The organism is Silanimonas sp. (assembly GCF_027531545.1).
In the GTDB taxonomy this organism is placed as follows: domain Bacteria; phylum Pseudomonadota; class Gammaproteobacteria; order Xanthomonadales; family Xanthomonadaceae; genus Silanimonas.
The window spans coordinates 202,935-226,560 of record NZ_JAPZSC010000002.1 but is presented as its reverse complement, the minus strand read 5'-3'; the positions used below and the strand labels follow the sequence as shown (position 1 = coordinate 226,560).

The 23,626-nt window shown below is 68.1% G+C and carries 17 protein-coding genes and 2 tRNA genes; 2 read left to right on the top strand and 17 right to left on the bottom strand.

All coding sequences use genetic code 11. From position 1 onward, the window contains the following. Positions 1-12: 12 nt before the first annotated feature. The 8 genes from pheT to uvrB form a co-directional block, all read right to left on the bottom strand. Positions 13-2,394, bottom strand: coding sequence for a phenylalanine--tRNA ligase subunit beta (gene pheT / locus O9280_RS03675; protein WP_298338878.1), 2,382 nt, complete (start codon positions 2,392-2,394; stop codon positions 13-15). Further along, the gene (gene pheS, locus O9280_RS03670; RefSeq protein WP_298338875.1) at positions 2,391-3,386 is read right to left on the bottom strand and encodes a phenylalanine--tRNA ligase subunit alpha; all 996 of its coding nucleotides are present in this window, start codon (positions 3,384-3,386) and stop codon (positions 2,391-2,393) included. Before pheS ends, pheT begins: the two co-directional genes overlap by 4 nt. 146 nt (positions 3,387-3,532) lie before the next feature. Further along, on the bottom strand, positions 3,533-3,892 hold the full coding sequence (rplT, locus tag O9280_RS03665; RefSeq protein WP_297866958.1) for a 50S ribosomal protein L20: 360 nt from the start codon (positions 3,890-3,892) through the stop codon (positions 3,533-3,535). Positions 3,893-3,905: 13 nt separating this feature from the next. Then, positions 3,906-4,103: a 50S ribosomal protein L35 gene (gene rpmI / locus O9280_RS03660; RefSeq protein WP_002811096.1), complete on the bottom strand. Its 198-nt coding sequence runs from the start codon at positions 4,101-4,103 to the stop codon at positions 3,906-3,908. 240 nt (positions 4,104-4,343) lie between these two features. Next, positions 4,344-4,865: a translation initiation factor IF-3 gene (gene infC / locus O9280_RS03655; RefSeq protein WP_298338932.1), complete on the bottom strand. Its 522-nt coding sequence runs from the start codon at positions 4,863-4,865 to the stop codon at positions 4,344-4,346. 33 nt (positions 4,866-4,898) lie between these two features. Beyond that, the gene (gene thrS, locus O9280_RS03650) at positions 4,899-6,806 is read right to left on the bottom strand and encodes a threonine--tRNA ligase (protein WP_298338860.1); all 1,908 of its coding nucleotides are present in this window, start codon (positions 6,804-6,806) and stop codon (positions 4,899-4,901) included. 160 nt (positions 6,807-6,966) lie between these two features. Continuing rightward, positions 6,967-7,041 (bottom strand) — tRNA-Val (locus tag O9280_RS03645). Between the two features lie 91 nt (positions 7,042-7,132). Then, positions 7,133-9,169, bottom strand: coding sequence for an excinuclease ABC subunit UvrB (uvrB, locus tag O9280_RS03640; protein ID WP_298338929.1), 2,037 nt, complete (start codon positions 9,167-9,169; stop codon positions 7,133-7,135). A gap of 167 nt (positions 9,170-9,336) precedes the next feature. Between uvrB and O9280_RS03635 the strand changes: the two genes are divergently transcribed. Both O9280_RS03635 and O9280_RS03630 read left to right on the top strand, forming a co-directional pair. Beyond that, positions 9,337-9,870: a GspH/FimT family pseudopilin gene (locus tag O9280_RS03635; RefSeq protein ID WP_298338857.1), complete on the top strand. Its 534-nt coding sequence runs from the start codon at positions 9,337-9,339 to the stop codon at positions 9,868-9,870. Between the two features lie 52 nt (positions 9,871-9,922). Continuing rightward, positions 9,923-9,999: transfer RNA gene (locus O9280_RS03630), tRNA-Asn, on the top strand. A 75-nt stretch (positions 10,000-10,074) separates the two neighbouring features. Here the strand turns inward: O9280_RS03630 and O9280_RS03625 are convergent. The 9 genes from O9280_RS03625 to O9280_RS03585 form a co-directional block, all read right to left on the bottom strand. Beyond that, a complete protein-coding gene (locus tag O9280_RS03625) occupies positions 10,075-10,485 on the bottom strand; it encodes a type IV pilin protein (RefSeq protein ID WP_298338855.1) in 411 nt (136 codons plus the stop codon). 69 nt (positions 10,486-10,554) lie between these two features. Beyond that, entirely contained in the window at positions 10,555-14,316 is a 3,762-nt protein-coding gene (locus tag O9280_RS03620) for a PilC/PilY family type IV pilus protein (RefSeq protein WP_298338852.1), read from the bottom strand. Continuing rightward, positions 14,313-14,831, bottom strand: coding sequence for a PilX N-terminal domain-containing pilus assembly protein (locus tag O9280_RS03615; protein WP_298338849.1), 519 nt, complete (start codon positions 14,829-14,831; stop codon positions 14,313-14,315). Before O9280_RS03615 ends, O9280_RS03620 begins: the two co-directional genes overlap by 4 nt. Positions 14,832-14,834: 3 nt before the next feature. After that, positions 14,835-16,055 (bottom strand): PilW family protein, encoded by a 1,221-nt coding sequence (locus O9280_RS03610; RefSeq protein WP_298338845.1) that lies wholly within the window; start codon positions 16,053-16,055, stop codon positions 14,835-14,837. Between the two features lie 10 nt (positions 16,056-16,065). Next, positions 16,066-16,767 carry a type IV pilus modification protein PilV gene (gene pilV, locus O9280_RS03605; RefSeq protein ID WP_298338842.1) on the bottom strand — a complete coding sequence of 234 codons (702 nt, stop codon included), beginning with the start codon at positions 16,765-16,767 and terminating at the stop codon, positions 16,066-16,068. Then, positions 16,767-17,288 (bottom strand): GspH/FimT family pseudopilin, encoded by a 522-nt coding sequence (locus tag O9280_RS03600; RefSeq protein WP_298338839.1) that lies wholly within the window; start codon positions 17,286-17,288, stop codon positions 16,767-16,769. The genes pilV and O9280_RS03600 overlap by 1 nt, the downstream gene beginning before the upstream one ends. 206 nt (positions 17,289-17,494) lie before the next feature. Beyond that, on the bottom strand, positions 17,495-18,877 hold the full coding sequence (ppnN, locus tag O9280_RS03595) for a nucleotide 5'-monophosphate nucleosidase PpnN (RefSeq protein WP_298338836.1): 1,383 nt from the start codon (positions 18,875-18,877) through the stop codon (positions 17,495-17,497). Between the two features lie 76 nt (positions 18,878-18,953). Beyond that, entirely contained in the window at positions 18,954-22,166 is a 3,213-nt protein-coding gene (locus tag O9280_RS03590) for an error-prone DNA polymerase (RefSeq protein ID WP_298338833.1), read from the bottom strand. Then, positions 22,150-23,619 carry a DNA polymerase Y family protein gene (locus O9280_RS03585; RefSeq protein ID WP_298338830.1) on the bottom strand — a complete coding sequence of 490 codons (1,470 nt, stop codon included), beginning with the start codon at positions 23,617-23,619 and terminating at the stop codon, positions 22,150-22,152. Before O9280_RS03585 ends, O9280_RS03590 begins: the two co-directional genes overlap by 17 nt. Positions 23,620-23,626: the final 7 nt, after the last annotated feature.

The following is a 23,626-nucleotide window of genomic DNA, read 5'->3' as shown; positions in this document are numbered from 1 at the left end:
CGCCCCCTCAGGTCATCGCAGGCGGGCGCCACAGTCACGTTCCAGAGCCGCCAACGCGGCCTGGACCGCCTTATCGACGTCCGAGTCGGTGAGAGTGCGGGAAACATCCTGCAGAATCAATCCCATAGCGAGGCTTTTGACCCCCGTTTCGAGGCCCTTGCCGGCATAACGGTCGAAGACTTTCACCTCCCGCAGCAAGCCACCGAGCGACTGACGGAGGCTGGCCTCGAGGTCGGCCCAAGGCCGATCCTCGGACACCAGCACGGCCAGGTCGCGCCGGACGGAGGGGAATCGCGACAGCTCGCCGGCCTTCGGCACGGCGCGGGCTTCGAGGCGGCCCAGATCCAGCTCCGCCACGACCACTTCGCCATCGAGGTCGAGGGCCTTGGCCAGGGCCGGATGCAGGTGGCCGACGAACCCGAGAGCCACGCCATCCAGCGTCACCGCGGCGCTGCGACCGGGGTGCAGCCACGGCGTGCCCGCGGCCGGCGCGAAAGCCAGCGCGTCGGCGGCCGGCCCGGCGAGGGCCTCGAGGTCGCCCTTGAGGTCGTAGAAGTCGACCGGACGGGCCGCGCTGCTCCACTGCTCCGGCTTCGCGGCGCCGACGGCCGCGAACGCGATACGGCGGGTTTCGACCGGAGCAGCACCGGCGATGGCCGGGGCATGGAACACGCGACCGATCTCGAACAGGCGGACGCGGGCCTGCTGGCGGGTGAGGTTGCGGCGGATCGCCTCGACGAGCCCCGGCAGCAAGCCGGTGCGCATGGTGCCGAGGTCGGAGGCCAGCGGGTTCAGCAGCGCGATGGCACCGGCCTCGAGGCCCCAGCGCTGCAGCAGCGCCGCGTCGACGAAGGCGAAGTTGATCGCCTCATGGAAACCACGCGCGGCGAGCTGGCGGCGCAGGAAGGCCTCCGGCGCACGCGTCTCGGTGTGGTCGGCCAGCGGGATCTCGCCGGCCGGCAGCGCCGCGGGCACGGCGTCGTAGCCGTGGATGCGGGCCACTTCCTCGACCAGGTCTTCTTCGATGGCGATGTCGAAGCGGCGGGCCGGCGGCGTGATGCGCCAACCGTCGGCCGTCGCTTCGACGCCCATGCCCAGCGCCACGAAGATGCGCGCCACTTCGGCGTCATCAATGCGCTGGCCGAGCACGCGCGCGAGGCGATCGCGGCGCAGCGCGACAGGCACGCGCACCGGCAGGTCGGCTTCGCGGACGGCCTCGACCACGGGGCCGGCGCTGCCGCCCATGATGTCCATCACGAGCTTGGTCGCGTACTCCAGCGCCACGCGCGGCAGCGCCGGATCGACGCCACGCTCGAAGCGGTGCGAGGCATCCGTGTGCAGGCCGAGCTTGCGGGCACGACCGATGATCGCCGAAGGCGCGAAGTGCGCCGATTCGAGGAAGACGCGGGTCGTGGCGTCGGTCACGCGGGTGTCGAAACCGCCCATCACGCCCGCCAGCGCCACCGGCCGGTCGGCGTCGGTGATCACGAGGAAGCCGGCGTCGATCGCCGCCTCGCGCTCGTCGAGCAGTTTCACCGCCTCACCGGCGCGGCCATGACGCACGCCGATCGGGCCTTTCAGCGTGTCGGCATCGAAGGCGTGCATCGGCTGGCCGAGCTCGAGCATCACGAGGTTGGTGATGTCGACCAGCGGGCTGATCGGGCGCAGGCCGCAGCGCTTCAGCTTCTCGGTCAGCCACGACGGCGACGTCGCGTTCGGGTTCAGGCCTTCGATCACGCGGCCGCAATAGCGCGGGGCATCGGCACCGGCATGGAGTTCGACAGGCAGCGTGGCCGTCGCGGTCGCGGCGACCGGCGCGGCGTCGAACGGACGCACCTGCGCGCCGAGCGCAGCGGCCACGTCGAAGGCGATGCCACGGATCGAAAAGCAGTCGGCGCGGTTCGGCGTGAGCTTCAGCTCGATGCGCGCGTCCGGCAGGCCGAGGTAGGCGCTGAGCGCCGTGCCCACGGGTGCGTCGGCCGGCAGTTCGAGCAAGCCGGAGGCATCCGGATCGATGCCCAGTTCCTTGGCCGAACACAGCATGCCGAAGCTCTCGACGCCGCGGAGCTTCGCCGCCTTGATGTTGAGGCCACCCGGCAGCACCGCGCCGACGGTCGCCAGCGGCGCCTTCAGGCCCGCGCGTGCATTCGGCGCGCCACAGACGATCTGCACATGCTCGCCGTTGCCGATGGCGACCTTGCACACCTGCAGGCGGTCGGCCTCCGGATGGCGGACGGCCTCGACGATCTCCGCGACGATGACGCCCGGCAGCTCGCCGCCGATCGGCTCGACGCCTTCCACTTCCAGGCCGATGGCGGTGAGGGCCGCGCACAGCGCGTCGCGGTCGGCCTCGACGGCCACGTGCTCGCGCAGCCAGCTTTCGTTGAACTTCATGCGAACTGCCCCAGGAAGCGGACGTCGTTGTCGAAGAAGCTGCGCAGGTCGTTGACGCCGTAGCGCAGCATGGCGAAGCGCTCGACGCCGAGGCCAAACGCGAAGCCGGTGCATTTCTCGGGGTCGATGCCGCAGCTGCGCAGCACGTTCGGATGCACCATGCCGCAGCCCAGCACCTCCAGCCAACGCGTGCTGCCGTCCGGCTGCTGCCAGGCGATGTCGACCTCGGCCGAGGGCTCGGTGAACGGGAAGTAGCTCGGGCGGAAGCGCATCTCGAAGTCGCGCTCGAAGAACGCGCGAACCAGCGCCTTCAGCGTGCCCTTCAGCTCGGCGAAGCTGACGTTTTCGCCGACGACGAAACCCTCGATCTGGTGAAACATCGGGGTGTGCGTCTGGTCGCTGTCGCTGCGGTAGACCTTGCCGGCAGCGATCACGCGCAGCGGCGGCGTCTGGCCCTTCATCGCGCGCACCTGCACCGGCGAGGTGTGCGTGCGCAGCAGGCGGCCGTCGCCGAAGTAGAAGGTGTCGTGCATGGCGCGCGCCGGATGGTGCGGCGGGAAATTCAGCGCCTCGAAGTTGTGCCAGTCGTCCTCGATCTCGGGGCCATCGGCGAGGTCGTAACCGAGGCCGCGCAGGATGCCGGTGAGTCGCTCGATGGTCCGCGAAACAGGGTGCACCACGCCCATCTCGCCGTCGCGTCCCGGCAGCGTCACGTCGATGCGCTCCGATGCGAGGCGCGCATCAAGCGCGGCCTGCTCCAGCACGGCCTTGCGGGCGGCGAGCGCCTCGCCAATGGCGTCTCGCGCCTTGTTGATGCCTTCGCCGACGGCCTTGCGCTCGTCCGGCGGCAAGGCGCCCAAAGCCTTCAGCTGCGCGGTGATGCTGCCCGACTTGCCGAACAGCGCGACGCGAAGCGCCTCGAGCGCCTCCAGCGTCGTCGCGGCGGCGATGTCGGCCAACGCGGTGGTGGTGAGGGTTTGCACGTCGCTCATGCGAGGCGGACCTGTCGATTCATGTCGTGGGCCGGATCACGCTTCCGGGGCCCGGAAAAAACAAAAGGGAAGGACTTGCGCCCTTCCCTTTCGCGTTCGCTTGCCGCATCAGGCCACGCCGAGGCGTCGCCGATGCAGTGTCCGCTTTACGCCGCGAGAGCGCGCTTGGCCTGCTCGGCAACCGCGGTAAACGCGGCGGCGTCGTGGATGGCCAGGTCGGCCAGGGCCTTGCGGTCCAGCGTGACGTTGGCCTTCTTGAGGCCGTTCATCAGGCGGCTGTAGCTCAGGCCGTTCAGGCGGGCCGCCGCATTGATGCGGACGATCCACAGCGAACGGAAATCGCGCTTCTTGCGCTTACGGCCGATGTACGCGTACTGCTGGGCCTTGGTGACGGCCTGCTTGGCGACGCGGAACACCTTGCGGCGGGCGTTGTAGTAGCCCTTCGCAGCGGCAATGACTTTCTTGTGACGGCGGCGCGCCGTGACACCACGCTTGACTCGTGCCATGGGTCAGTCCTCCTCAGAGATACGGCAGCATGCGGTCCAGACGGCCAGCGTCCTCGGCACGAACATGGTTCGTCTGCCGCAGGTTGCGCTTCCGCTTGGTCGCTTTCTTGGTGAGGATGTGGCTACGGTTGGCGTGGCCGCACTTGTACTTACCGGAGGCCGTCTTGCGGAAACGCTTGGCGGCAGCCCGGTTGGTCTTGATCTTGGGCATAACGGGTCCTTTCGGAGTGCTTTTACTGGCCGGGCGACGGCGTGAACCGTGCTTTCCTTCCTGCCCGAACCGGCGGTAACCGGGCCTCGCTCATCACGGGGCTCCGGGGATCCTCTCCCGCAATGCGGGAACCATGAATTATGAAACAGAAACGCCCGCCATGGCAAGGCGGGCGCTCCGGGGTTCAGAAAGCGTCGGGGAACCCGGCAGGGGCCGGAACCCCTCGGCCGGAATCCGGCCTCAGACCTTCTTCTTCGGCGCCAGCATCATCACCATCTGGCGGCCCTCGAGGCGCGGACGCGACTCGACGATGATCTCATCGGCCAGGTCGGCTTCGATCTTGGCCGCCATCGCGATGCCGAGCTCCTGGTGGCTCATCTCGCGACCGCGGAAGCGGATGTTGATCTTGACCTTGTCGCCTTCCTCGAGGAAGCGGCGGATGTTGCGAAGCTTGACGTCGTAGTCGCCGACGTCCGTGGTCGGGCGGAACTTCAGCTCCTTGATCTCAACCTGCTTCTGCTTCTTCTTGGCCGCCGAGGCCTTCTTCTGCATCTCGAAGCGGAACTTGCCGAAATCCATGATCCGGCACACCGGCGGATCGACGTTCGGCTGGATCTCGACGAGATCGAGGCCGAGATCTTCCGCCATGCGCAGCGCTTCATCGCGCGACAGGACACCGACGTTCTCGCCTTCCGCGCCAATCACGCGCACGCGCGGGACGCGGATCTCGAGGTTCTTGCGATTGGGTTTTTCAGTACTGATGGGGCAGTCTCCAGGGGTGCTTCAACCCGACGCTCAGGCGGCGGGACCGTTCTCAGCTGCCAGCTTCGCGGCGAACTCCGCAACCGGCATCGACCCGAGGTCGACACCTTCGCGGGTACGCACCGCGACCATGCCGGTTTCCTTCTCGCGGTCGCCCACGACCAGGAGGTACGGCACCTTTTGCAGCGTGTGCTCGCGGATCTTATAGCCGATCTTTTCGTTCCGCAAATCGGATTCGACCCGGAAGCCTTGATTCATAAGGGTTTTCCGCACATAGGCCACGTAATCGGCCTGCGCATCGGTGATGTTCATCACGACGGCCTGGATCGGCGCCAGCCAGGCGGGGAAGGCGCCGGCGTGGTTTTCGATCAGGATGCCGATGAAACGCTCCATCGAGCCGACGATCGCCCGGTGCAGCATGACCGGGTGCCGGCGGGCGCTGTGCTCGTCGACGTACTCGGCGCCGAGGCGCTGCGGCATCATGAAGTCGACCTGCATGGTGCCGACCTGCCAGCCGCGGCCGATCGAATCGCGCATGTGGTACTCGATCTTCGGGCCATAGAAGGCGCCCTCGCCCGGCAACTCCTCCCACTCGACCCCGGCAGCACGCAGGGCGGCGCGGAGGGCGTTCTCAGCCTTGTCCCAGGTGGCGTCGTCGCCCAGGCGCGATTCCGGGCGCAGCGCGATCTTCATGGCGATCTCGCTGAAGCCGAAGTCGCTGTAGACCTTCATGGCCTGCTGGTGGAAGGCGGTGACCTCGGCCTCGATCTGGTCTTCGGTGCAGAAGATATGCCCGTCGTCCTGGGTGAAGCCGCGCACGCGCATGATCCCGTGCAGCGCGCCCGAGGGCTCGTTGCGGTGGCAGGCGCCGAACTCGCCGTAGCGGATCGGCAGATCGCGGTAGCTGTGCAGGCCCTGGTTGAAGACCTGCACGTGGCCCGGGCAGTTCATCGGCTTCAGCGCGTAGGTGCGCTTCTCCGACTCGGTGAAGAACATGTTGTTCTGGTAGTTGTCCCAGTGGCCGGACTTCTTCCACAGCGACACGTCGAGCACCTGCGGGCAGCGCACTTCCTGGTAGCCGGAATCGCGGTAGACGCGGCGCATGTACTGCTCGACGACCTGCCACAGGCGCCAGCCCTTGGGGTGCCAGAAGACCAGGCCGGGGCCCTCCTCCTGCACGTGGAAGAGGCTCTGCGCCTTGCCGATCTTGCGGTGGTCGCGCTTCTCGGCCTCCTCGAGCTGGGTCAGGTAGGCCTTCAGGTCCTTGTCGTTCAGCCAGGCCGTGCCGTAAATGCGGCTCAGCATCTGGTTGTTCGAATCACCGCGCCAGTAGGCGCCGGCGACCTTCATCAGCTTGAAGGCGCGCAGCTTGCCGGTGTTCGGCACGTGCGGGCCGCGGCAGAGATCGGTGAACTCGCCCTGCGAGTAGAGCGAGAGGTCCTCGGTGGCCGGGATCGACTCGATGATCTCCGCCTTGTAGTGCTCGCCGAGGCCCTTGAAGAAGGCCACGGCCTCGTCGCGCGACTTCAGCGAACGCGCGACGGGCAACTGCTCGGCGACGACCTTCGCCATCTCGGCTTCGATCTTCGGCAGGTCGTCCGGGGTGAAGGCACGCTCGTAGGCGAAGTCGTAGTAGAAGCCGTTATCGATGACCGGGCCGATCGTGACCTGCGCGCCGGGGTACAGGCGCTGCACGGCCTGGGCCAGCAGGTGGGCGGTGGAGTGGCGCAGCACGTCGAGGGCGTCGGCGTGCTTCTCGGTGACGATCTCCAGCGAGGCGTCGGCCTGCAGCGGGAAACTGGCATCAACCAGCTTGCCGTCGACCTTGCCGGCCAGCGTGGCCTTGGCGAGGCCTGCGCCGATGCTGGCGGCGACGTCGGCAACCGTGGTGCCGGGCTCGTACTGGCGCTGCGAACCGTCGGGAAGCGTGATGGCGATCATGGGCGGCGGGGCTCGGAATTCGGGGAATCGGAAAAGAAAAAAGGGCGCACAGGCGCCCTTTCAAGGATCCAGAGGGACTGCGCGGGATTCAGCGATGGATTCCGTTGCGCGTCATGGTGATCGTGTTCGTTCGAACTACGTCTCTCTGGTCGACATGTTGTGGTGGGCGGTACAGGGTTCGAACCTGTGACCCCTACCATGTCAAGGTAGTGCTCTACCGCTGAGCTAACCGCCCGAGCAGGAACCCGAGGGCTCCGCCGAGTCGCGCACTATACCGGGGGCGGCGCAGCCGGGCAAGCCCGTGGAGGCCCGGCCGGCGCGAGGGCTCAGGACCCGATAATCCGCGCCTTCAGCTTGTGGATCTGGTCGCGCACCTCGGCCGCCTGTTCGAACTCGAGGTCCTGCGCGTGCTTGAACATGCGCGACTCGAGCTCCGCGATGCGCTTGGCCGCGACGTCCGGATCGACGTAACCCATGGCCTCCTCGGCCACCGCCAGCGCCCCGGGTGCCGCTCCCCTGCCCTTGCCGCGCCCACGCGCCTTGGGCGCATCGGCCTCGGCCCGCGCGCCTTCCATGATGTCGCGGATCTCCTTGCGGATGGATTTCGGCTCGATGCCATTGACGCGGTTGAACTCGGCCTGCTTCTCGCGGCGGCGCGCGGTCTCGTCCATCGCCGCACGCATCGAGGGCGTGATCTTGTCGGCGTAGAGAATCGCCTTGCCGCGAAGGTTGCGGGCCGCGCGCCCGATGGTCTGGATCAGGCTGCGCTCCGCGCGGAGGAAGCCCTCCTTGTCGGCGTCGAGGATGGCCACCAGCGACACCTCGGGCATGTCGAGGCCCTCGCGCAGCAGGTTGATGCCGACCAGCACGTCGAAGGTGCCGAGGCGGAGGTCGCGGATGATCTCGACGCGTTCGACCGTCTCCACGTCGGAATGCAGGTAGCGCACCTTGATGCCGTGCTCGCCGAGGTAGTCGGTGAGGTTCTCGGCCATCTTCTTGGTGAGCGTGGTGATCAGCACGCGGTCGCCCCAGGACACGCGCTCGCGGATCTCCGACAGCACGTCGTCCACCTGCGTGGCGACGGGGCGCACCTCGACCTCGGGGTCGAGCAAGCCGGTGGGGCGGACGACCAGCTCGACGATCTCGCCTTCCGACTTCTCCATCTCGTACTTGCCCGGCGTGGCCGAAACGTAGATCGACCGCGGCGAACGGCGCTCCCACTCCTCGAAGCGCAGCGGCCGGTTGTCGAGCGCCGACGGCAGTCGAAAACCGAAGTTGACGAGCGTTTCCTTGCGCGCGCGATCGCCCTTGTACATGCCGCCGATCTGCGGAATCGTGACGTGCGACTCGTCGACGACGAGCAGCGCGTCGGGCGGCAGGTAGTCGAACAGGCAGGGCGGCGGCTCGTCCGGCATGTGGCCGGTCAGGTGACGGCTGTAGTTCTCGATGCCCTTGCAGAAGCCGATCTCGGCCAGCATCTCGAGGTCGAACTGCGTGCGCTGCTGCAGCCGCTGCGCCTCGACGAGCTTGTTCTGCGCGTAGAACCACTGCAGGCGGTCCTGCAGCTCTGGCTTGATGGTCTCGATGGCGTCCAGGATCGTCCGTCGCGTGGTGACGTAATGCGACTTCGGGTACAGCGTGAAGCGCGGCAAGTCACACTGCACGGCGCCGGTCAGGGGGTCGAACAGCGACAGGCGCTCGACCTCGCCATCGAACAGCTCGATGCGCAGGCATTCGTCCTCGACTTCGGCCGGATGCACGTCGATGGTCTCGCCGCGCACGCGGTAGTTGCCGCGCCGCAGCTCCATGTCGTTGCGCGTGTACTGCATCTCGGTGAGGCGGCGGATCAGCTCGCGCTGGTCGATGCGGTCGCCGCGCACGAGGTGCAGCACCATCCGGAAATACTCGTTCGGGTCGCCCAGGCCGTAGATGGCCGACACCGAAGCGACGATCAGCGCGTCGCGGCGCTCCAGCAGGGCCTTCGTCGCCGAGAGGCGCATCTGCTCGATGTGCTCGTTCACCGCGCTGTCCTTCTCGATGAAGGTGTCGGTGGACGGCACGTAGGCTTCCGGCTGGTAGTAGTCGTAGTAGCTGACGAAGTACTCGACCGCGTTTTCCGGGAAAAACGACTTGAATTCGCCGTAAAGCTGCGCGGCCAGCGTCTTGTTCGGCGCGAGCACGAGGGTCGGTTTCTGGATTCGTTCGACGACGTTCGCGATCGTGTAGGTCTTGCCCGACCCGGTGACGCCCAGCAGGGTCTGCGCCGCGATGCCCGCCTCGAAAGCCGCCGACAGGCGCTCGATGGCCTGCGGCTGGTCGCCGGCGGGGCGGTATTCGGAGTGCAGCTTGAAGCGCTGGGTCATCGGCGGGGGCGGATTGGGCAACACGCCAGTATAGGTGCCGCGTACGAGCAGACCGCGTGGAATTCCTACAGCACCCGAGTCCCGCGGATGACAGCCCGGAGGGCTCGCCCCGGGGAGGATGGCCTCGCCCTCTTCGCATTCCCCCCACGGACCACAAGGACGTCCCGATGCGCGCACAGCAAGGCCTCACTCTCCCCGAACTGCTCATCGGCGTCGCCCTGATCGGCGTGCTCGCCGGGCTGGCGATTCCCGCCTTCCAAGGCGTGATCGAACGGACCAAGGCGCGGACGGTCGCCGACCGCTTCCAGACCGAACTGGCCTTCGCCCGCAGCGAAGCGGTATTCCGCCGGAAGCAGGTCGTCATCTGCCGAACCCGAGACTTCGCGCGTTGCCTCGACTGGGGCGCTTGGTCGGCGGGCGCGATGACCTTCGAGGACCGGAACTACGACCGCGACCTTTCCCCCGGCGAAAAAGTGCTTCGCGTGCAGCAGGAAAAGGACTTCAACGGCCTGCACATGGTCGGCAGCGCGAACCGCCCGGTCATCGGCTTCCGCCCGGACGGGCGCTCCGCCGGCAGCAACACGACCCTGCGCATCTGCGCCAAATCGCTGGACGCCTTGCGGCTGCTGGTAATCAACACCGGCGGGCGGACGCGTACCGCACCCGCGGGGCGCGATACCCCCGCCTGCGGGACGGACTGAAAGACAGCTGGGGCTTGACGTCCCCGGCCCGGGAAACGAGAATACGCGCCCTGCCCGAATAGCTCAGCCGGTTAGAGCACTTGACTGTTAATCAGGGGGTCGTTGGTTCGAGTCCAACTTCGGGCGCCAAAACATGTAAACAAAAAGCCCGCGAAAGCGGGCTTTTTGTTTCTGCGTGGCATCAGTAGAGAAGGCGGAGCGGGATCACCAGCAGTCGGCTTGCGTACCAAGCGCCCCGAAGCGTTTCACTCCCGACTGATTCAACTCGAGCGTGCCGCATTTCTGCTTGTCTTGGCCCCCAGCGGTCTGGGGGACGGCCCGCAGATTGAATTCCGTGCGCGTAGTCGCCGGGTTGAATTCGATCTGGTAGTACGGCGTACCGTTCCTCGGCGATGTCGAGAATGGCAACGCGCAACCCTGGTAGCTGTTGTTCGAGGCGAAGCAACGCTCCATGAACTGCGAGAGCTCAAGCAGATCAGCCTGAGCTTGTCCCATCCTGCCTTTCCTCACCTGTGCCTGATACGACGGATAGGCCACGGCGGCGAGGATGGCGATGACCGTCACAACGATCATCAGTTCGATCAGGGTGAAGCCGGTTTCCTTGCGCACGCTCATGACGCCCTCGTTGCTGCGGTAAGGGGCGGAAAAACCGCCCCGAGTCTGTAGGTTGGTGGATAACGGCCGTCAGCGGACCTGTCGCCAGGACTGGCGACCGCAAACCTGCGGCTCGCCGCCGAAATCCTGGGTGCCGATCGGGTTGCTGATCGAGCACACCAGTGCCTCGTTGCCGCCCGCCGTCGCGGTGTCGACACAGGTGTCGTAGTCAGGGTTGAACGTGCCGTCCGCCGGATTCGGGCTGCCGCACGTCGCCGCAATGACCGCGGGATCGGCGATCGCCGGGCACTCCGGATCGATACCACGACGGCAGGGCCGCTGCGGCTGGACCACGGAGCTGCCCGTCACCGGGGCACCGCTGGCCTGAACGAGCAAGCCACCGCAACCCGTCGTCGGACAGACCGCATTGCCCCCCGGACGCTCCATGCGATTCAGCACGGGGCCACCGGAGAAGAGGTCGAGGCGATAGCCCCAGCTGCGAAGGCCGGGGGCGCACTGCGTGTCGCCGGACGGTTCGGAGGTCGGGATGGTGATCGTCTGCCCGATGACGCGCGGATCACCGATCATCCGCTCGCCGTTCGGCGTCGTGCTGCCCACGCGCAGGTCGAGGTACCAGCCATTCTGGGTCGCGTAGTCCACCCGGTTGTTCGTGAGTGTCCGCCCGAGGTTACTGCCGGTGCCGAACTGGGTGAGGATCTGCTGCTGCCGCAGCGAGTCGCGGGTGATGCCGCTGACGGTACCGCGGTCCCATACGCCGTAGAACGAATGCAACTGCTGGGTACCACCGGCCACCGCGTCCGTATCCGTAAGGTAGCGGCCGGTGCCGAAGCTGACCATCACGCCGCCCGACGGGCCGCGAGCCACGGTGACGCCGCCCGTGATGGGCTGCGGATCTCCATTGATATCGCGCGCACGGGCCAAGGGATTGCCGGCCAAGCCCACGCCCCAGCTGCTGTTCGACGTCGACGAAAGGTCGAACTTCCAAAGGTTGCCCTGGAAGTCGCCGCCGTAGACGGCATCCACGCGACCATTGCCGTTCACATCCGCCAAGGCGATTCGCGTGAGGCCATTGGTGAGGTTGCCACCGTCATCGGCGGTGATACGGCGGGTGACCACGCCCGTGGACAGATTCACGAGGTACAGCACCGGGTTGGCGTTGGTGCTGTTAAGCCCATTGCCAAACACCGCATACCAAGCACCATCCTCGCCATACATCACCTCGACGCGACCAAGGCCCAGACCAAGGTCGTTGTCGTCCGTCGGAAGCTCCCACATCACTTTGCCGGCATCGACAGATGTCGGGTCGGTGACGTTGATAGCGAAGACCGAGCGGCCACCACGACCCATGTTGCCGAGCAGCACCGTGCCCCAGTTGCCATTGATCACGGCATCCGTGACGTTGATCTGGCCGTCGACGAAGTAACGATGCTGGTAGTTGCGAGCCAGCAGCAGGCCCATCTGGCCGATGGCGCCATTGGGGATGTACGAGAAGAGCTCGGCACCGGTGTCGGCATTGAACGCATGCAACATGCCGGCATTCGCGCCGACGTAAACGGAGTTGGTGAACGAAGCCAGCTTGGTCTCCCGGTAGGCTCGATACGCGGACCCCTCGGCACCGGGCAGCGCGTCAAAAGCCGGGTAGAAACTGCGCTTGGTCTCGACTTCCGCCGACGAATTGACGATGTCACCCAGACGGCCCGACCGCGACCGGAAGCCCAGGGGGACCGTGTTCGTCTGCTCGCGCGACTGGTCGCCGCGCAGGTAGTTGAACGCATCCGTCATCGTCGAGCCGGCGGTGTAGTTCGCCGTGAACGAAGAGAGGCTGACGCCGATCGCTGTGGCACGCTCGGATTCGGTCGTTCCGAAGTTGGTCGCCAGGAAGGGCACCACGCTCCGCGTGGCCGTCGGCCCCGGGGTGCGCATGGCGAGGATGTTGCGCGAGCTTGCCGATGGCAGGAGCGGTTCTGCGCTCCACAGCTGGGTGCCGATCGAGCCGTCCGCATTGATGCGGAACGCCTGCAGGCTACCCACCCAATCGCGCGCATTGTTACGGACGGCGAAACCCGTCTGGTAGGTCGCCGAATCGGTACCGACACGGGCCCCCGCCACCGGCGGGGTGCCCACGGGCTGGGTCGAATCCAGCACCGCGTTGACGACGTCGTTCATGGCCTGCGAGATGGCCTGGGGCGACGTCGCGTTGATGTAGCGGCCACGTCCGATCAGCGTTGCCTGCCACAATTCATCGACGGCCTGGAGGCAGTCGTCGCAGCGACCCGGCCATGCTGGCGGATTCGCATACGGATCGGCAGTGGCCGCGGCATTGACGCCGTAGACCGTGCCGATGGCGCCAAGCGTCACGCCGTAGAAGTTCATGTGCGGATCGGTACGGCAATCCAGACGCGGATCCGGATTGGCCGTGGCGCAAGCCGGAGGAACACGCACAAGCCCAGCCGGAAGGTCCGAACGGATGTTCTGCATGTAGTGCCGCGCGACGATGTCGCCCTTCTTGTTGTCGAACGTATCGGCGAACGGGGGCCCCAGGCCGCCGTCGAGGTTGCCGATGCCGACGGTCGGGCCGCCGCCGTTCGAATAGCCGTCGGTGAACAGCATGCCCGCGTTCATCTGGCAGGCGAGCTGCACCGGCGCCCCCGCCCCGGTGCGGCGGAACTGGTTGCCCAAGTGGTCGACGGCGAAGCGGTTGGGCGTGCCGCTGTTGCCGTTGAAGGCCGTGACAAGCGTGTAGAACGCGTTCCGGTCCGCCTGCACGCCCATGTCGTACATGGTCACGGTGTTGCGGTTGTTGATCGTGAACGCGCCGACGCGCATGAAGTCGATATCGACAAAGGCCTTGGTGACGGCCGCGATGATCGACAGGTTGCGATTTCGGTAGTACGAGAAGTAGTTCGCGAAGTTCTGGATCGCCGCCTCGTACGCCTCAGCCGTCATGTTGCCGGGCCGGATCTCATAGCGGTAGAGCGTGGTGTTGGGCGGACCGCCGACCGGATTGACGATCTGGAGCGGAGTCGCGGTGTACCCGGGGAAGGTTGGCGACGTCAGGTAGAAGGTGGCCGGGTAGTAGCGCACGCCAGAGCGGCAGCTGACAGTTACCGTCGTGTTGGCATCGACGGTCCACCAGCCCGTGGTTCCGATCTGGGTGCCACCAAAGTTGCAGTTGTTGCCCGCGTTTCGGGAATACACCGTGCCCGCCGGAATGCGCATGCCCACTCGGAAGTCGAAGAGCCATTCCGTGTTGTTGTCGAGCTGACGATCCGCCGTCACATCGAAAGCGACGCCTCCGGCGTTCCGGGGGTCGACGAGGGCCGCCGTTCGGGTCGCGTTGGGCCAGAGCGAGCGGTCCGCCTTCGCCCAAGGCTCATAGACGTTGTAGGGGTTGAAGGCGGCGGGATTGAATTCGTGGGATCGTGCGAAGCCGAAATTCGGCAGCGGGGGGAAGGTCTGGCGAGGCGTGCCTCGACCGGTGAACGGGAACAGTTCAAGGAAGTCGCTTTGCCCGTTTCCGTTGCCGGTCTCCGTATTGCGGTAGGGCCGCGGCTGACCGTTCGGCGCCAGCTCCGTCGGGTGGTAGAAGGAATTCTGGGCGCCATTCCACGTCGCGCGACCGTCCTGCGTGGGAAACAGGGCCTCCCACTGCATCGAACCCGAATCGTCGATGGCCATGATGAAGGCCGGCTTGATGCGGTTGGTGATGTACAGCGGCTCCTGCGAGATCGAGAGAGCGGCCGCTTGGGCATTCGCGGGCGAGGAAAAACCGGCCGACAGCGTCAGCAGCGCCGTGGCGATCAGCGTGGGGGTACGGGCGGCGATGCTCATGGCGTCCTCGCTTGCGGGGGAACGACGTAAACGGTCTCGATCACGACGACCGATGTGGGGAAGGCGGTGGGATCACGATCCGCGGCCGCGGCGATCAGCTGGTAATCGAGTTCGCCAGGAGCCGGCACACCGCCCTCGGCGGTGGGATCGATGGGGCGTGCCCCGGGGCATGCGCCGCCGTAAATCTTGCGCACTTCGGCGGCCGGGACGGCTTCAGGCTCGATGGTATTCGCCCAGTTCGTGGCGTCGCCGAGGCAGTACGTCTCGGCACGCAGGACCCCGGTGTCGAAGGAGCGCTGCAGCTCGAACTCGCCCTGCCGCAACACACCTTCGGCCCGCTGGAAAGCCAAAGAGAAGTCATTGAAGTTGGTCGCCATGCGTTGCTGAAGCGAGGCGACCTGCATGGCCGCCACGCCGATCAGCGTGAGCAAGAGCAACATGATCATCGCGACGTACAGCGCGGCACCGCGCTGGATTGTCGCCCTGGCGAATGAGGGGATGGTCGGTCGGGTCATGTCTCAGTTACCGAAAAGTCGATTGCGCAGGGCGATCGTGGTTTCGTAGGGGCGCCGAAGGATGGCTTCATTCGGGCTGCTATTCACGGTCACGCCGATGACCTGCACGGCACCGTTCGTGCCCACGTCCCGATCGGGCGTGCCGGCACGCTCCGGGCTGCGCAACACGAGACCCAGTTCGACGCTCGCAACCTGGCGCCAGCGATTGGCGATGTCGTTGTAGGCGGTGACGCCGGCGACCACTTCGTCGGCACGCACATAGCCTTCGACAGAGCCATTGCCGTCGGTGTCGCGGCCATACATCAACTGCAGGGTGTCGACGCCCTCGACCAGCTCCTCGCTCGCGCCCCAAGCCCCATTGGCGAAGCGCGCGCGGAACAGCGAGGGCATGCCATCCGCACCACGCAGGCCCACGTAGTAGACGAACGCATCGGCACGGAACACCTGCGTGGTATTGGCGGTGAAGTCGGAAACCGGAGGCCCGTCGCCCCCCTGCGAGGTATTGAAGCCGGTCGCGAGGTTGCTACCCCCGACAGCGACGGAGAACACGCCGCCGGCCGCTGTCGACCTCGCCTGCAATATCGCCGCCCGGTCGCAGGACGCGAGCCCGTAGTAGCGCCCCGCCTCGATCAACGCGTTGCTCGCGGGTGCAATGGACACCGAACCCGGCTGCGAAATGGCCGGCTGGATGCCGACGGCCAAGGGCGCGCCGTCGCCAGTGAAAATTCGAAGCACCAGGATATCGGAGCCCGGACGCGGCGCCGGACTCAGGCCACTGCCACCGGTGAGCGACGGATCCAGCGCCGGGGTCCAGCCGCCGGTCGGCGCCGACACGTTCACGGCACCGCCGCGTCCTGTGCCAGCCGCCTCATAGCCCTGGATCGGCACATCGAACCGGAGCGGGAACGGTGCCACCGCGTAATTGCCGACATCGCGATTGGCATTGGACAGGAAGAAGCTGTCGATGAAGGCGTTGGGCTGGCGGGCGTTGCGCGCACGATCGTTCGAGCAGCCCATGTGGCCGGCCATGCGGATGTCGCGCTGCAGGAAATCGGTGGCGAAGCGGCTGCCTTCCTGTACACGGGCGAGGCCCGTCGTGGTCTGGTAGGCCAGCCGCGAGGCGCCGAAGACCTGGATCAGTCCGAGTAGCAGGAAAGCCGACAGCGCGACGGCAATCATCAACTCGACGAGGGTGACGCCCGACTGGGTGTGGCGGAGATTCATTCCTTCGTCCTCACAGGCCGCTGCGGGCGACGATGACATTGGTGGTGCCGGTGCAACCCACGGTGAAGAGCGGGGCGAATTCCGGCGTACCGCTCATGGCGCCGCCGCGCGGATCGCACCACTCGAGGCGGACTTCGATGGTTGCCGGCGTGGCGGCGCCGGGGCCAACAGGGACCACCGCACCGGTGACCGTCACGCGACCACGGGCGTCGGGGATGGCGCGGCGGACGGCGCAGACCCAGTCGCTCCGGTCGGGGGGCCCCCGCGGGGGGGGCGGGGCGGGGACACACGCCCACAAACCAACCCGGCCGGGCCCCAACCAAACGGTGTGGCGGCGCAGGCGGGGGTTGGGGGGGGGGCGGGGGGCGGCCCCGACCGCGGGGGTCGGGTGGGCGCCCCCGCGCGGGCCCGGCGCTGCGGCACCAACGGCACAGAAACCATCGCGGCCGTTACCGAAGAACAGGTTCTCGCGGATCAGGCCGTATTGGCTGGCCTGCCGGCGATTGGTGCGGACCATGTCCATCATCTCGTAGACGAGCATCGTGGCCTGGCTGCGCTCGTTGGTGGTCTGCGCGGCGCGCAGCGACGTGGACTGCAGCAGGGCCATGCCGAGCAGGCCGACGCTGAGGATGACCACGGCGATCATCACTTCGAGCAGCGTGAAACCGGATTGCGCGCCCGATGCACGGGACGAACGGGAATGGCGGGGCATCACGCGCAGTTCCCCTTCGAGATGCGGACCATGCCGCCGCCGAGGACTTCCAAAGTGCGGCGGAAGGGCTGGCTGGTGGTGCAACCCACCGGCTGCACGACAACGCTGGCGGCGCCGGAGGCGACGGTGCCGCGCGGTGAGAAGCGAATGGGGGTATTGCCCGGCGCCGTCTGCTTGTCAAGCGACTGCTGGCGGCGCAGGACCGGCTCGGCCGGATCCTCGCGCGTGCCGTTGGCGTTCTGGTCGGCCCAGACGATCCAGCCGTCGGCCCAGGTACCGCCACAGGACGAGCCGTCCGTGCTGGGGCACATCACGGCGCCGCGGTTGTTGCGCATCGCTTCCGAGCGCGCGTAGGCCACCGAGGCCATGAACTCGTTGCTGGTCGTCGCCACGCGGTTCGACTGCAGGGCGCTGCTGAAGCTCGGCAGGGCAATCGACCCGAGGATGGCGATGATCGCGACGGTGATCATCAATTCCAGCAGGGTGACGCCTTGCGAGGCCTGGAAGGGGATGCGGGACATGGACGCCTTCTCGTTTTTCACGGGGGCACCATAGCAACGCCCTCAGGCACTGTCCCTGCCGGCCCGACGACCGGTGATCCGGGGGGGACGAGCGTCGCGGCAGCGCAGCAAACCGGGACGGTGGGCACGGTCCGCCCCCCTGCCTTGCCGGCCTCCGGCGTTACCCCGGCGCCTTCACGCCAGGGTGCCAGCCCCGCCTCTCCGCCTCAGGCCACCACGCGATAACAGGGCTTGTACTCGCCCGACATCTTCATGCGGCGCTGCTCGACGAAGGCGCGCAGCAGGTCGTCGAGGCTGGCCATGATGGCCTTGTCGCCGTGGATCTCGAACGGGCCGTGCTGCTCGATGCGGCGCATGCCCGGCTCTTTCACATTGCCGGCGACGATGCCGGAGAAGGCGCGGCGCAAGTCGGCGGCGAGTTCATGCACAGGTCGACCGAAGTGCAGGTCGAGGGCGGACATCGCGGCGTGGTCGGGTTCGAAAGGCTGCTGGAATGCGAACGGGATCTTCAGCGTCCAGTTGAAGAAGAAGGCGTCGCGGTTGGCGATGCGGTGCTCGCGCACCTGCTTCATGCCGTCCTTCATCGCCTTGGCCACGGCCACCGGGTCTTCCACGATGATCTTGTAGCGCGTCGCCGCCTCGTCGCCGAGCGTGAGGCGGATGAAGCGGTCGATCTGCTCGAAGTACGCCGCCGAGGCCTTCGGGCCGGTGAACACCAGCGGGAACGGCACGCCGGCGTTGTCGGGGTGCAGCAGGATGCCGAGCAGGTAGAGGATCTCCTCGGCGGTGCCGACGCCGCCCGGGAACACGATGATGCCGTGCCCGAGGCGCACGAAGCCTTCGAGGCGCTTCTCGATGTCCGGCATGATCACCAGCTGGTTGACGATCGGGTTCGGCGATTCCGCCGCGATGATCCCCGGCTCGGTCATGCCGATGTAGCGCGGATTGCGCTGGCGCTGTTTGGCGTGGGCGATCGTCGCGCCCTTCATCGGGCCCTTCATCGCGCCCGGGCCGCAGCCGGTGCAGATGTCGAGGCCGCGCAGGCCCAACTCGTAGCCGACCTTCTTGGTGTACAGGTACTCCTCGCGGCCGATCGAGTGGCCGCCCCAGCAGACCACGAGGTTCGGGTCCTGGTGCGGGCGCATGGCGCGGGCGTTGCGCAGGATCTCGAACACGGCGCTGGTGAGGCCCTCGGAGGTCTCGAAGTCGAACTGCCCGCTCTGCACCTCGATGGCCGTGTAGGCGATGTCACGTACGACGGCGAACAGCAGGTCGGCGACGCCGCGGATCAGCTCGCCGTCCACGAAGGCCAGCGCCGGCGCGTTCTTCAGCTCGAGGCGGATGCCGCGGTCCATCTGCTGGACCTCGATCTGGAAGTCGGGGTAGCGCGCGGAAGCAGCGCGCGGATCGTCGGAATCGGAGCCGACCGTGAGCACGGCCAGCGCGCAGCGGCGCAGGGTCTCGCTGAGGCCGCTGCCCTGCGTGGCATCGGTCAGGCGCGCGATCTCGGCGCGCGACAGGATGTCGAGGCCGCCGCGCGGGCTGATGCGGGCGTTGACGGTGGGCAGGGGGGCGTAGGTGTCGCTCATCGGGTGGTCTGTCGAGTTCATTGGACCGCCGACTCTAGCAGCCCTCGGGGAACGGGGAGGCATACCGGAAACGGGGCTAGCGGAAGCTGCGGTGCTCGACCACCAGCGGCTTGCCGTCGAGCGTGGCGAGCAGGTCGTCCAAGGGCTCCACGTGCTCGACGATCAGATGCGTGACGCCCTCGTGCGCCTCCCAACGCCCGCGCGCCCCGAGCAGCTGCGATTCGACGATGGCGCGACGGTAGCGCTCGACCACGGCGCGCCAGCAGATCAGGTTGGTGAGGCCGTGCTCGTCTTCTAATGTCAGGAACCATGTGCCGTTCGCGGTCTGCGGCCGCTGGCGCAGGGTGACGAGGCCGGCGGTGCGCGTGCGGCGTGGCGCGACGAGGCGGTGCAGGGCGCGATGGTCGAGGTAGCCGCGGGCCCGCAGCTGCGAGCGCAACAGCGCCATGGGATGCGCGTTGAGCGTGAGCCCGGTGCTGGCGTAATCGGCGAGCGTGGTCTCGCTGGCCGTGGGCGGACGGATCACCAGCCGCCCCTCGTCGGTCGCAGGCAATTCGGCGAACAGCGGCAGCGTGCCCTCCTCCACGCCGGCCATGGCCCAGCGCGCCCGATGGCGGTGGCCGCTGAGCCCGCGCAGCGCATCGGCCTCGGCGAGTGCGGCGCGGGCGCGCTCGTCGAGTTCGGCACGCCGGCAGAGGTCCTCGATGTCGTGGAACGGCGCATGGGCACGGGCCACGACCACGCGCTCGGCGGCCTCGCGCGGCAGCGAACCCACCTCGCGGAGGCCAAGGCGGATCGCGGGTTGGGAGGCAGCCCCGGAACGCGCCGCCCGTGACATCGGAGACGATGCCCCCGCCTCCGGCGCCAGGCTGGATTCCACCCCGCTGTAGCGCACATCGACGGGATGCACCGCGATGCCGTGGCGCCGCGCGTCCTGCACGATCTGCGCGGTGGTGTAGAAGCCCAGCGGCTGCGCGTTCAGCAGCGCGCAGGCGAAGGCCGCGGGCTCGTGGCATTTCAGCCAGCAGCTCGCGTAGGTGAGCAGGGCGAAACTGGCGGCGTGCGATTCCGGGAAACCGTAGCTGCCGAAGCCCTTCACCTGCTCGAAGATCTGTTCGGCGAAATCCGGCGGGTAGCCGCGCTCGGCCATGCCCGCGAGCAGGCGCTGGCGATGGTGCTCGAGGCCGCCGCGGCGCTTCCATGCCGCCATCGAGCGGCGCAGCTCATCGGCCTCGCCGGCCGTGTAGCCGGCCGCCACCATCGCGATCTCCATCACCTGCTCCTGGAACAGCGGCACGCCAAGGGTCCGGCCGAGCACCGTTTCCAGCGCCTTCGACGGGTAGAGCACCGGGTCGATGCCCTGCCGACGCCGCAGGTAGGGGTGCACCATGCCGCCCTGGATGGGGCCGGGCCGGACGATGGCCACTTCGATGACGAGGTCGTAGAAGGTGCGTGGCTTCAGGCGCGGCAGCATGGTCATCTGCGCGCGCGATTCGATCTGGAACACGCCCAGCGTGTCGGCCCGCTGGATCATCCGGTACGTCTCGGCGTCTTCCGCCGGGATCGTCGCCAGCTCGAGGTGCCGCCGGCCGTTCGCACGCAGCAGGTCGAGGCAGCGGCGGATCGCGCTCAGCATGCCCAGCGCCAGCACGTCGACCTTCAACAGGCCGAGCGTCTCGAGGTCGTCCTTGTCCCACTGGATGATGGTGCGCTCGGGCATCGCGGCGTTCTCGACCGGCACCAGCTTCGACAGCGGCGCATCGCTGATGACGAAGCCGCCGACGTGCTGCGACAGGTGCCGCGGGTGGCCGAGCAGCTCGTGCGCCAGCAGCAGCACCTTGGCCAGCAGCCGGCCGTCCGGGTCGAGCCCGCGCTCGCGACAGCGCGCCTTCCACACGTCGAAATCCTCGGCGTGGCCGACCGCGGCGGAGAGCTCGGCGAGCTGGTCCTCGGGCAGGCCCATCACCCGGCCGACGTCGCGCAGCGCGCTCTTCGGCCCGTAGGTGATAACCGTCGCGGCCAGCGCCGCGCGCTCGCGGCCGTACTTGGCGTAGACGTACTGGATGACCTCCTCGCGGCGCTCGTGCTCGAAGTCGACGTCGATGTCGGGCGGCTCGTCGCGCTCCTTCGAGAGGAAACGGCCGAACAGCAGGTTGGCGCGCGCGGGATCGACGGCGGTGATGCCGAGCGCGTAGCAGACCGCCGAATTCGCCGCCGAGCCGCGCCCCTGGCAGAGGATGCCGCGCGAGCGCGCGAACACCACGAGGTCGTGCACGGTGAGGAAGAAGGCTTCGTACTTCAGCGCCTTGATCAGCGTGAGCTCGGCCTCGATCTGCGTGCGCACTTTCTCCGGCAGGCCGTCAGGCCAACGCAGCGCGGCACCGTCCCAAGTGAGCGTGGCCAGCCAGCTCGATGGCGTCTCGCCCTCGGGCACCAGTTCGCAGGGGTAGTCGTACTTCAGGTCGCGCAAGCGGAACCGGCAGCGCGCGGCGATGGCCGTGCTTTCCTCCAGCCACGCCCTCGGGAAGATCGCCGCCAGCGCCTGCCGGGTGCGCAGGTGGCGCTCGCCGTTGGCGAACAGGCGACGCCCGGTCTCGCGCAGCGTGGCGCGGTGGCGCAGCGCGCACAGCACGTCCTGCAGGCCGCGGCGGCGGCGCACGTGCATGTGCACGTCGCCACAGGCGACGACGGGGAGGCCACAGTGGGCGGCCAGCGTGGCGATCGCTTCGCGGCGCGCGTCGTCGTCGGCGCCGCGATGCAGCTGTGCGCCCAGCCAGAGGCGATCGGGGAACAGGCCGCGCAGCCACGCGGCGGTGTCGATGGAACGGCCAACGCCCAGCGCCTCCGCCGTCGGCAGCCACAGCGCGAACACGCCGTGATCGCCCTCCTCCCCGCCCTCGCCGAACGCGGCCTCGAGATCGGCGCGATGCAGCGCGTAGCTGCCCTTCGCCGCGCGCCGCCGTGCGGTGGTGATCAGCGCGGAAAGCCGCTCGTAACCGCGCGTGGATTCGACCAGCAGCACCAGCGTCGGCCCATCGACGAGCTGCACTTCGGTGCCGCAGACCAGCGGCAGGCCCGTGGCCTCGCTGGCCTCCAAGCCGCGCACGAGGCCGGCGAAACTGCATTCGTCGGTGATCGCCAACGCGCGATAGCCCAGCACCTTCGCGCGCTCGAACAGTTCCAGTGCCGTGGACGCGCCGCGCTGGAACGAGAACGCCGACAGGCAGTGCAGCTCGGCGTACTCCGGGAGCGCGGCCTTCGTCGCGCGCCCCTCAGGCGAACCAGCCATGCAGCCACCACGGCCCGCCCTCGCCGCCCACCGGCCGGAAGGCCCAGGCCTCCTGGCCGCTGCGGGTGCGAAGGCGGTAGTAATCACGACGCACGGGTTCGTCGTCCCACCACGCGGTTTCGATGCGCTCGGGGCCGGCAAGCACGTCCGCCACCGCCTCGCGCAGCACGATGGGCGGGTCGATGAGCCATAGCGGCCGCGGCCCCTCGGCCAGCGCCGGCAGGCGCGTGCGCGGCGTGTCGACCCAGCACCACGCGGCTTCCGGGCGATGCGTGTCGACCACGGCCAGGCCCTGCACGGCCGCATCGCCGAGCCGCGCGCGCAGGCGGCTGTCGAGCAGGCCGGCATCGCCACCGCGCGTTCGTGCCTCGAACAGATCGCGATGCTCGGGATGGAAACCGGGCAGTTCGTCCGCCTCCAAGCCGAGGCTGACTGCCGGCGCTGGCAGGCGCGCGCTGTCCAGCTTCAGGCGCGCGAGGTCGAACAGCCGCGCGGCATCGCGCTCCGGCGCGGCCAGGCGAACCTCGAGACGCGTCGGGGCGACGCCGTCCTCGTGGCCGAACACCAGCCGGAAGCCGGGCACGCCGCCGTCGCGCTGCACGAGGAACAGCGCGAACTCCTGCAGCAGCCGCCGCAACGGAAACACCAGCACCGTCGCGTCGGCGAGCGGATGGTCGAAATCGAGACGGGCGGCGTAGCGCGTGGGAGGCTCGTACAGGGGCAGCGGATCGGGCGCGCGGCCGATGAGGCGGTCGAGCCGGTCGAGCACCGTCGGACCGATGCGCTTCGCCAGCGCGGCACGCGGCAGGGCCAGCACGTCGCCGAGGCGCTTGAAGCCGCTGCGTTCGAGCAGGCGCAGCGCGTCATCGGGCAGGCCGGCCAAACCCAGCGGCAGGCGCGCCAGCAGACGTTGGAGCTGGGTGGCGTCGGCCACGGCGAGGCCATCGTGCGCCCGCGCCAGCCCGCGCGCGGCCAGCGGCGTGGGGGCGCAGGCGATCCGCACCTGCACGCCGCAGCCGGCGAGTTCGTCGCGCAGGCGCTGCTGCCAGCGCGGCCACGGCCCGAACAGGCCGAGCGAGCGTCCGGCTTCGAACAGCACGGTGTCGGGTTCGCGCAGGCTCACTTCGGCCGAGAAGCCGTAGGCGTAAGCGGCCAGCCACTCGCGCAGCGCGGCGTCGCGCACCGGTTGGTGGGCGGCCAGCGCGAGCCCCGGGCACAGCAGTTGCGCGCTGGCCACCGCTTGCCCGGCGTGCACGCCTTGCGCGCGGGCAGTGGCATTCGCGGCATGGACGCGCCGCTGCTGCGGCCCATCGGTCAGCGCCCAAGGCGACTCGTCATCAAAAGCCTGCAGCGCGCGGCGATGGCGTGCTTCGGCATCCAGCGCGAGTTGCGGCAGGTGCAAGGCGCACCACCACGGCGAGGCGGGACGGAAGGACGGCGGGCTCGTGGGCATGGGAGCG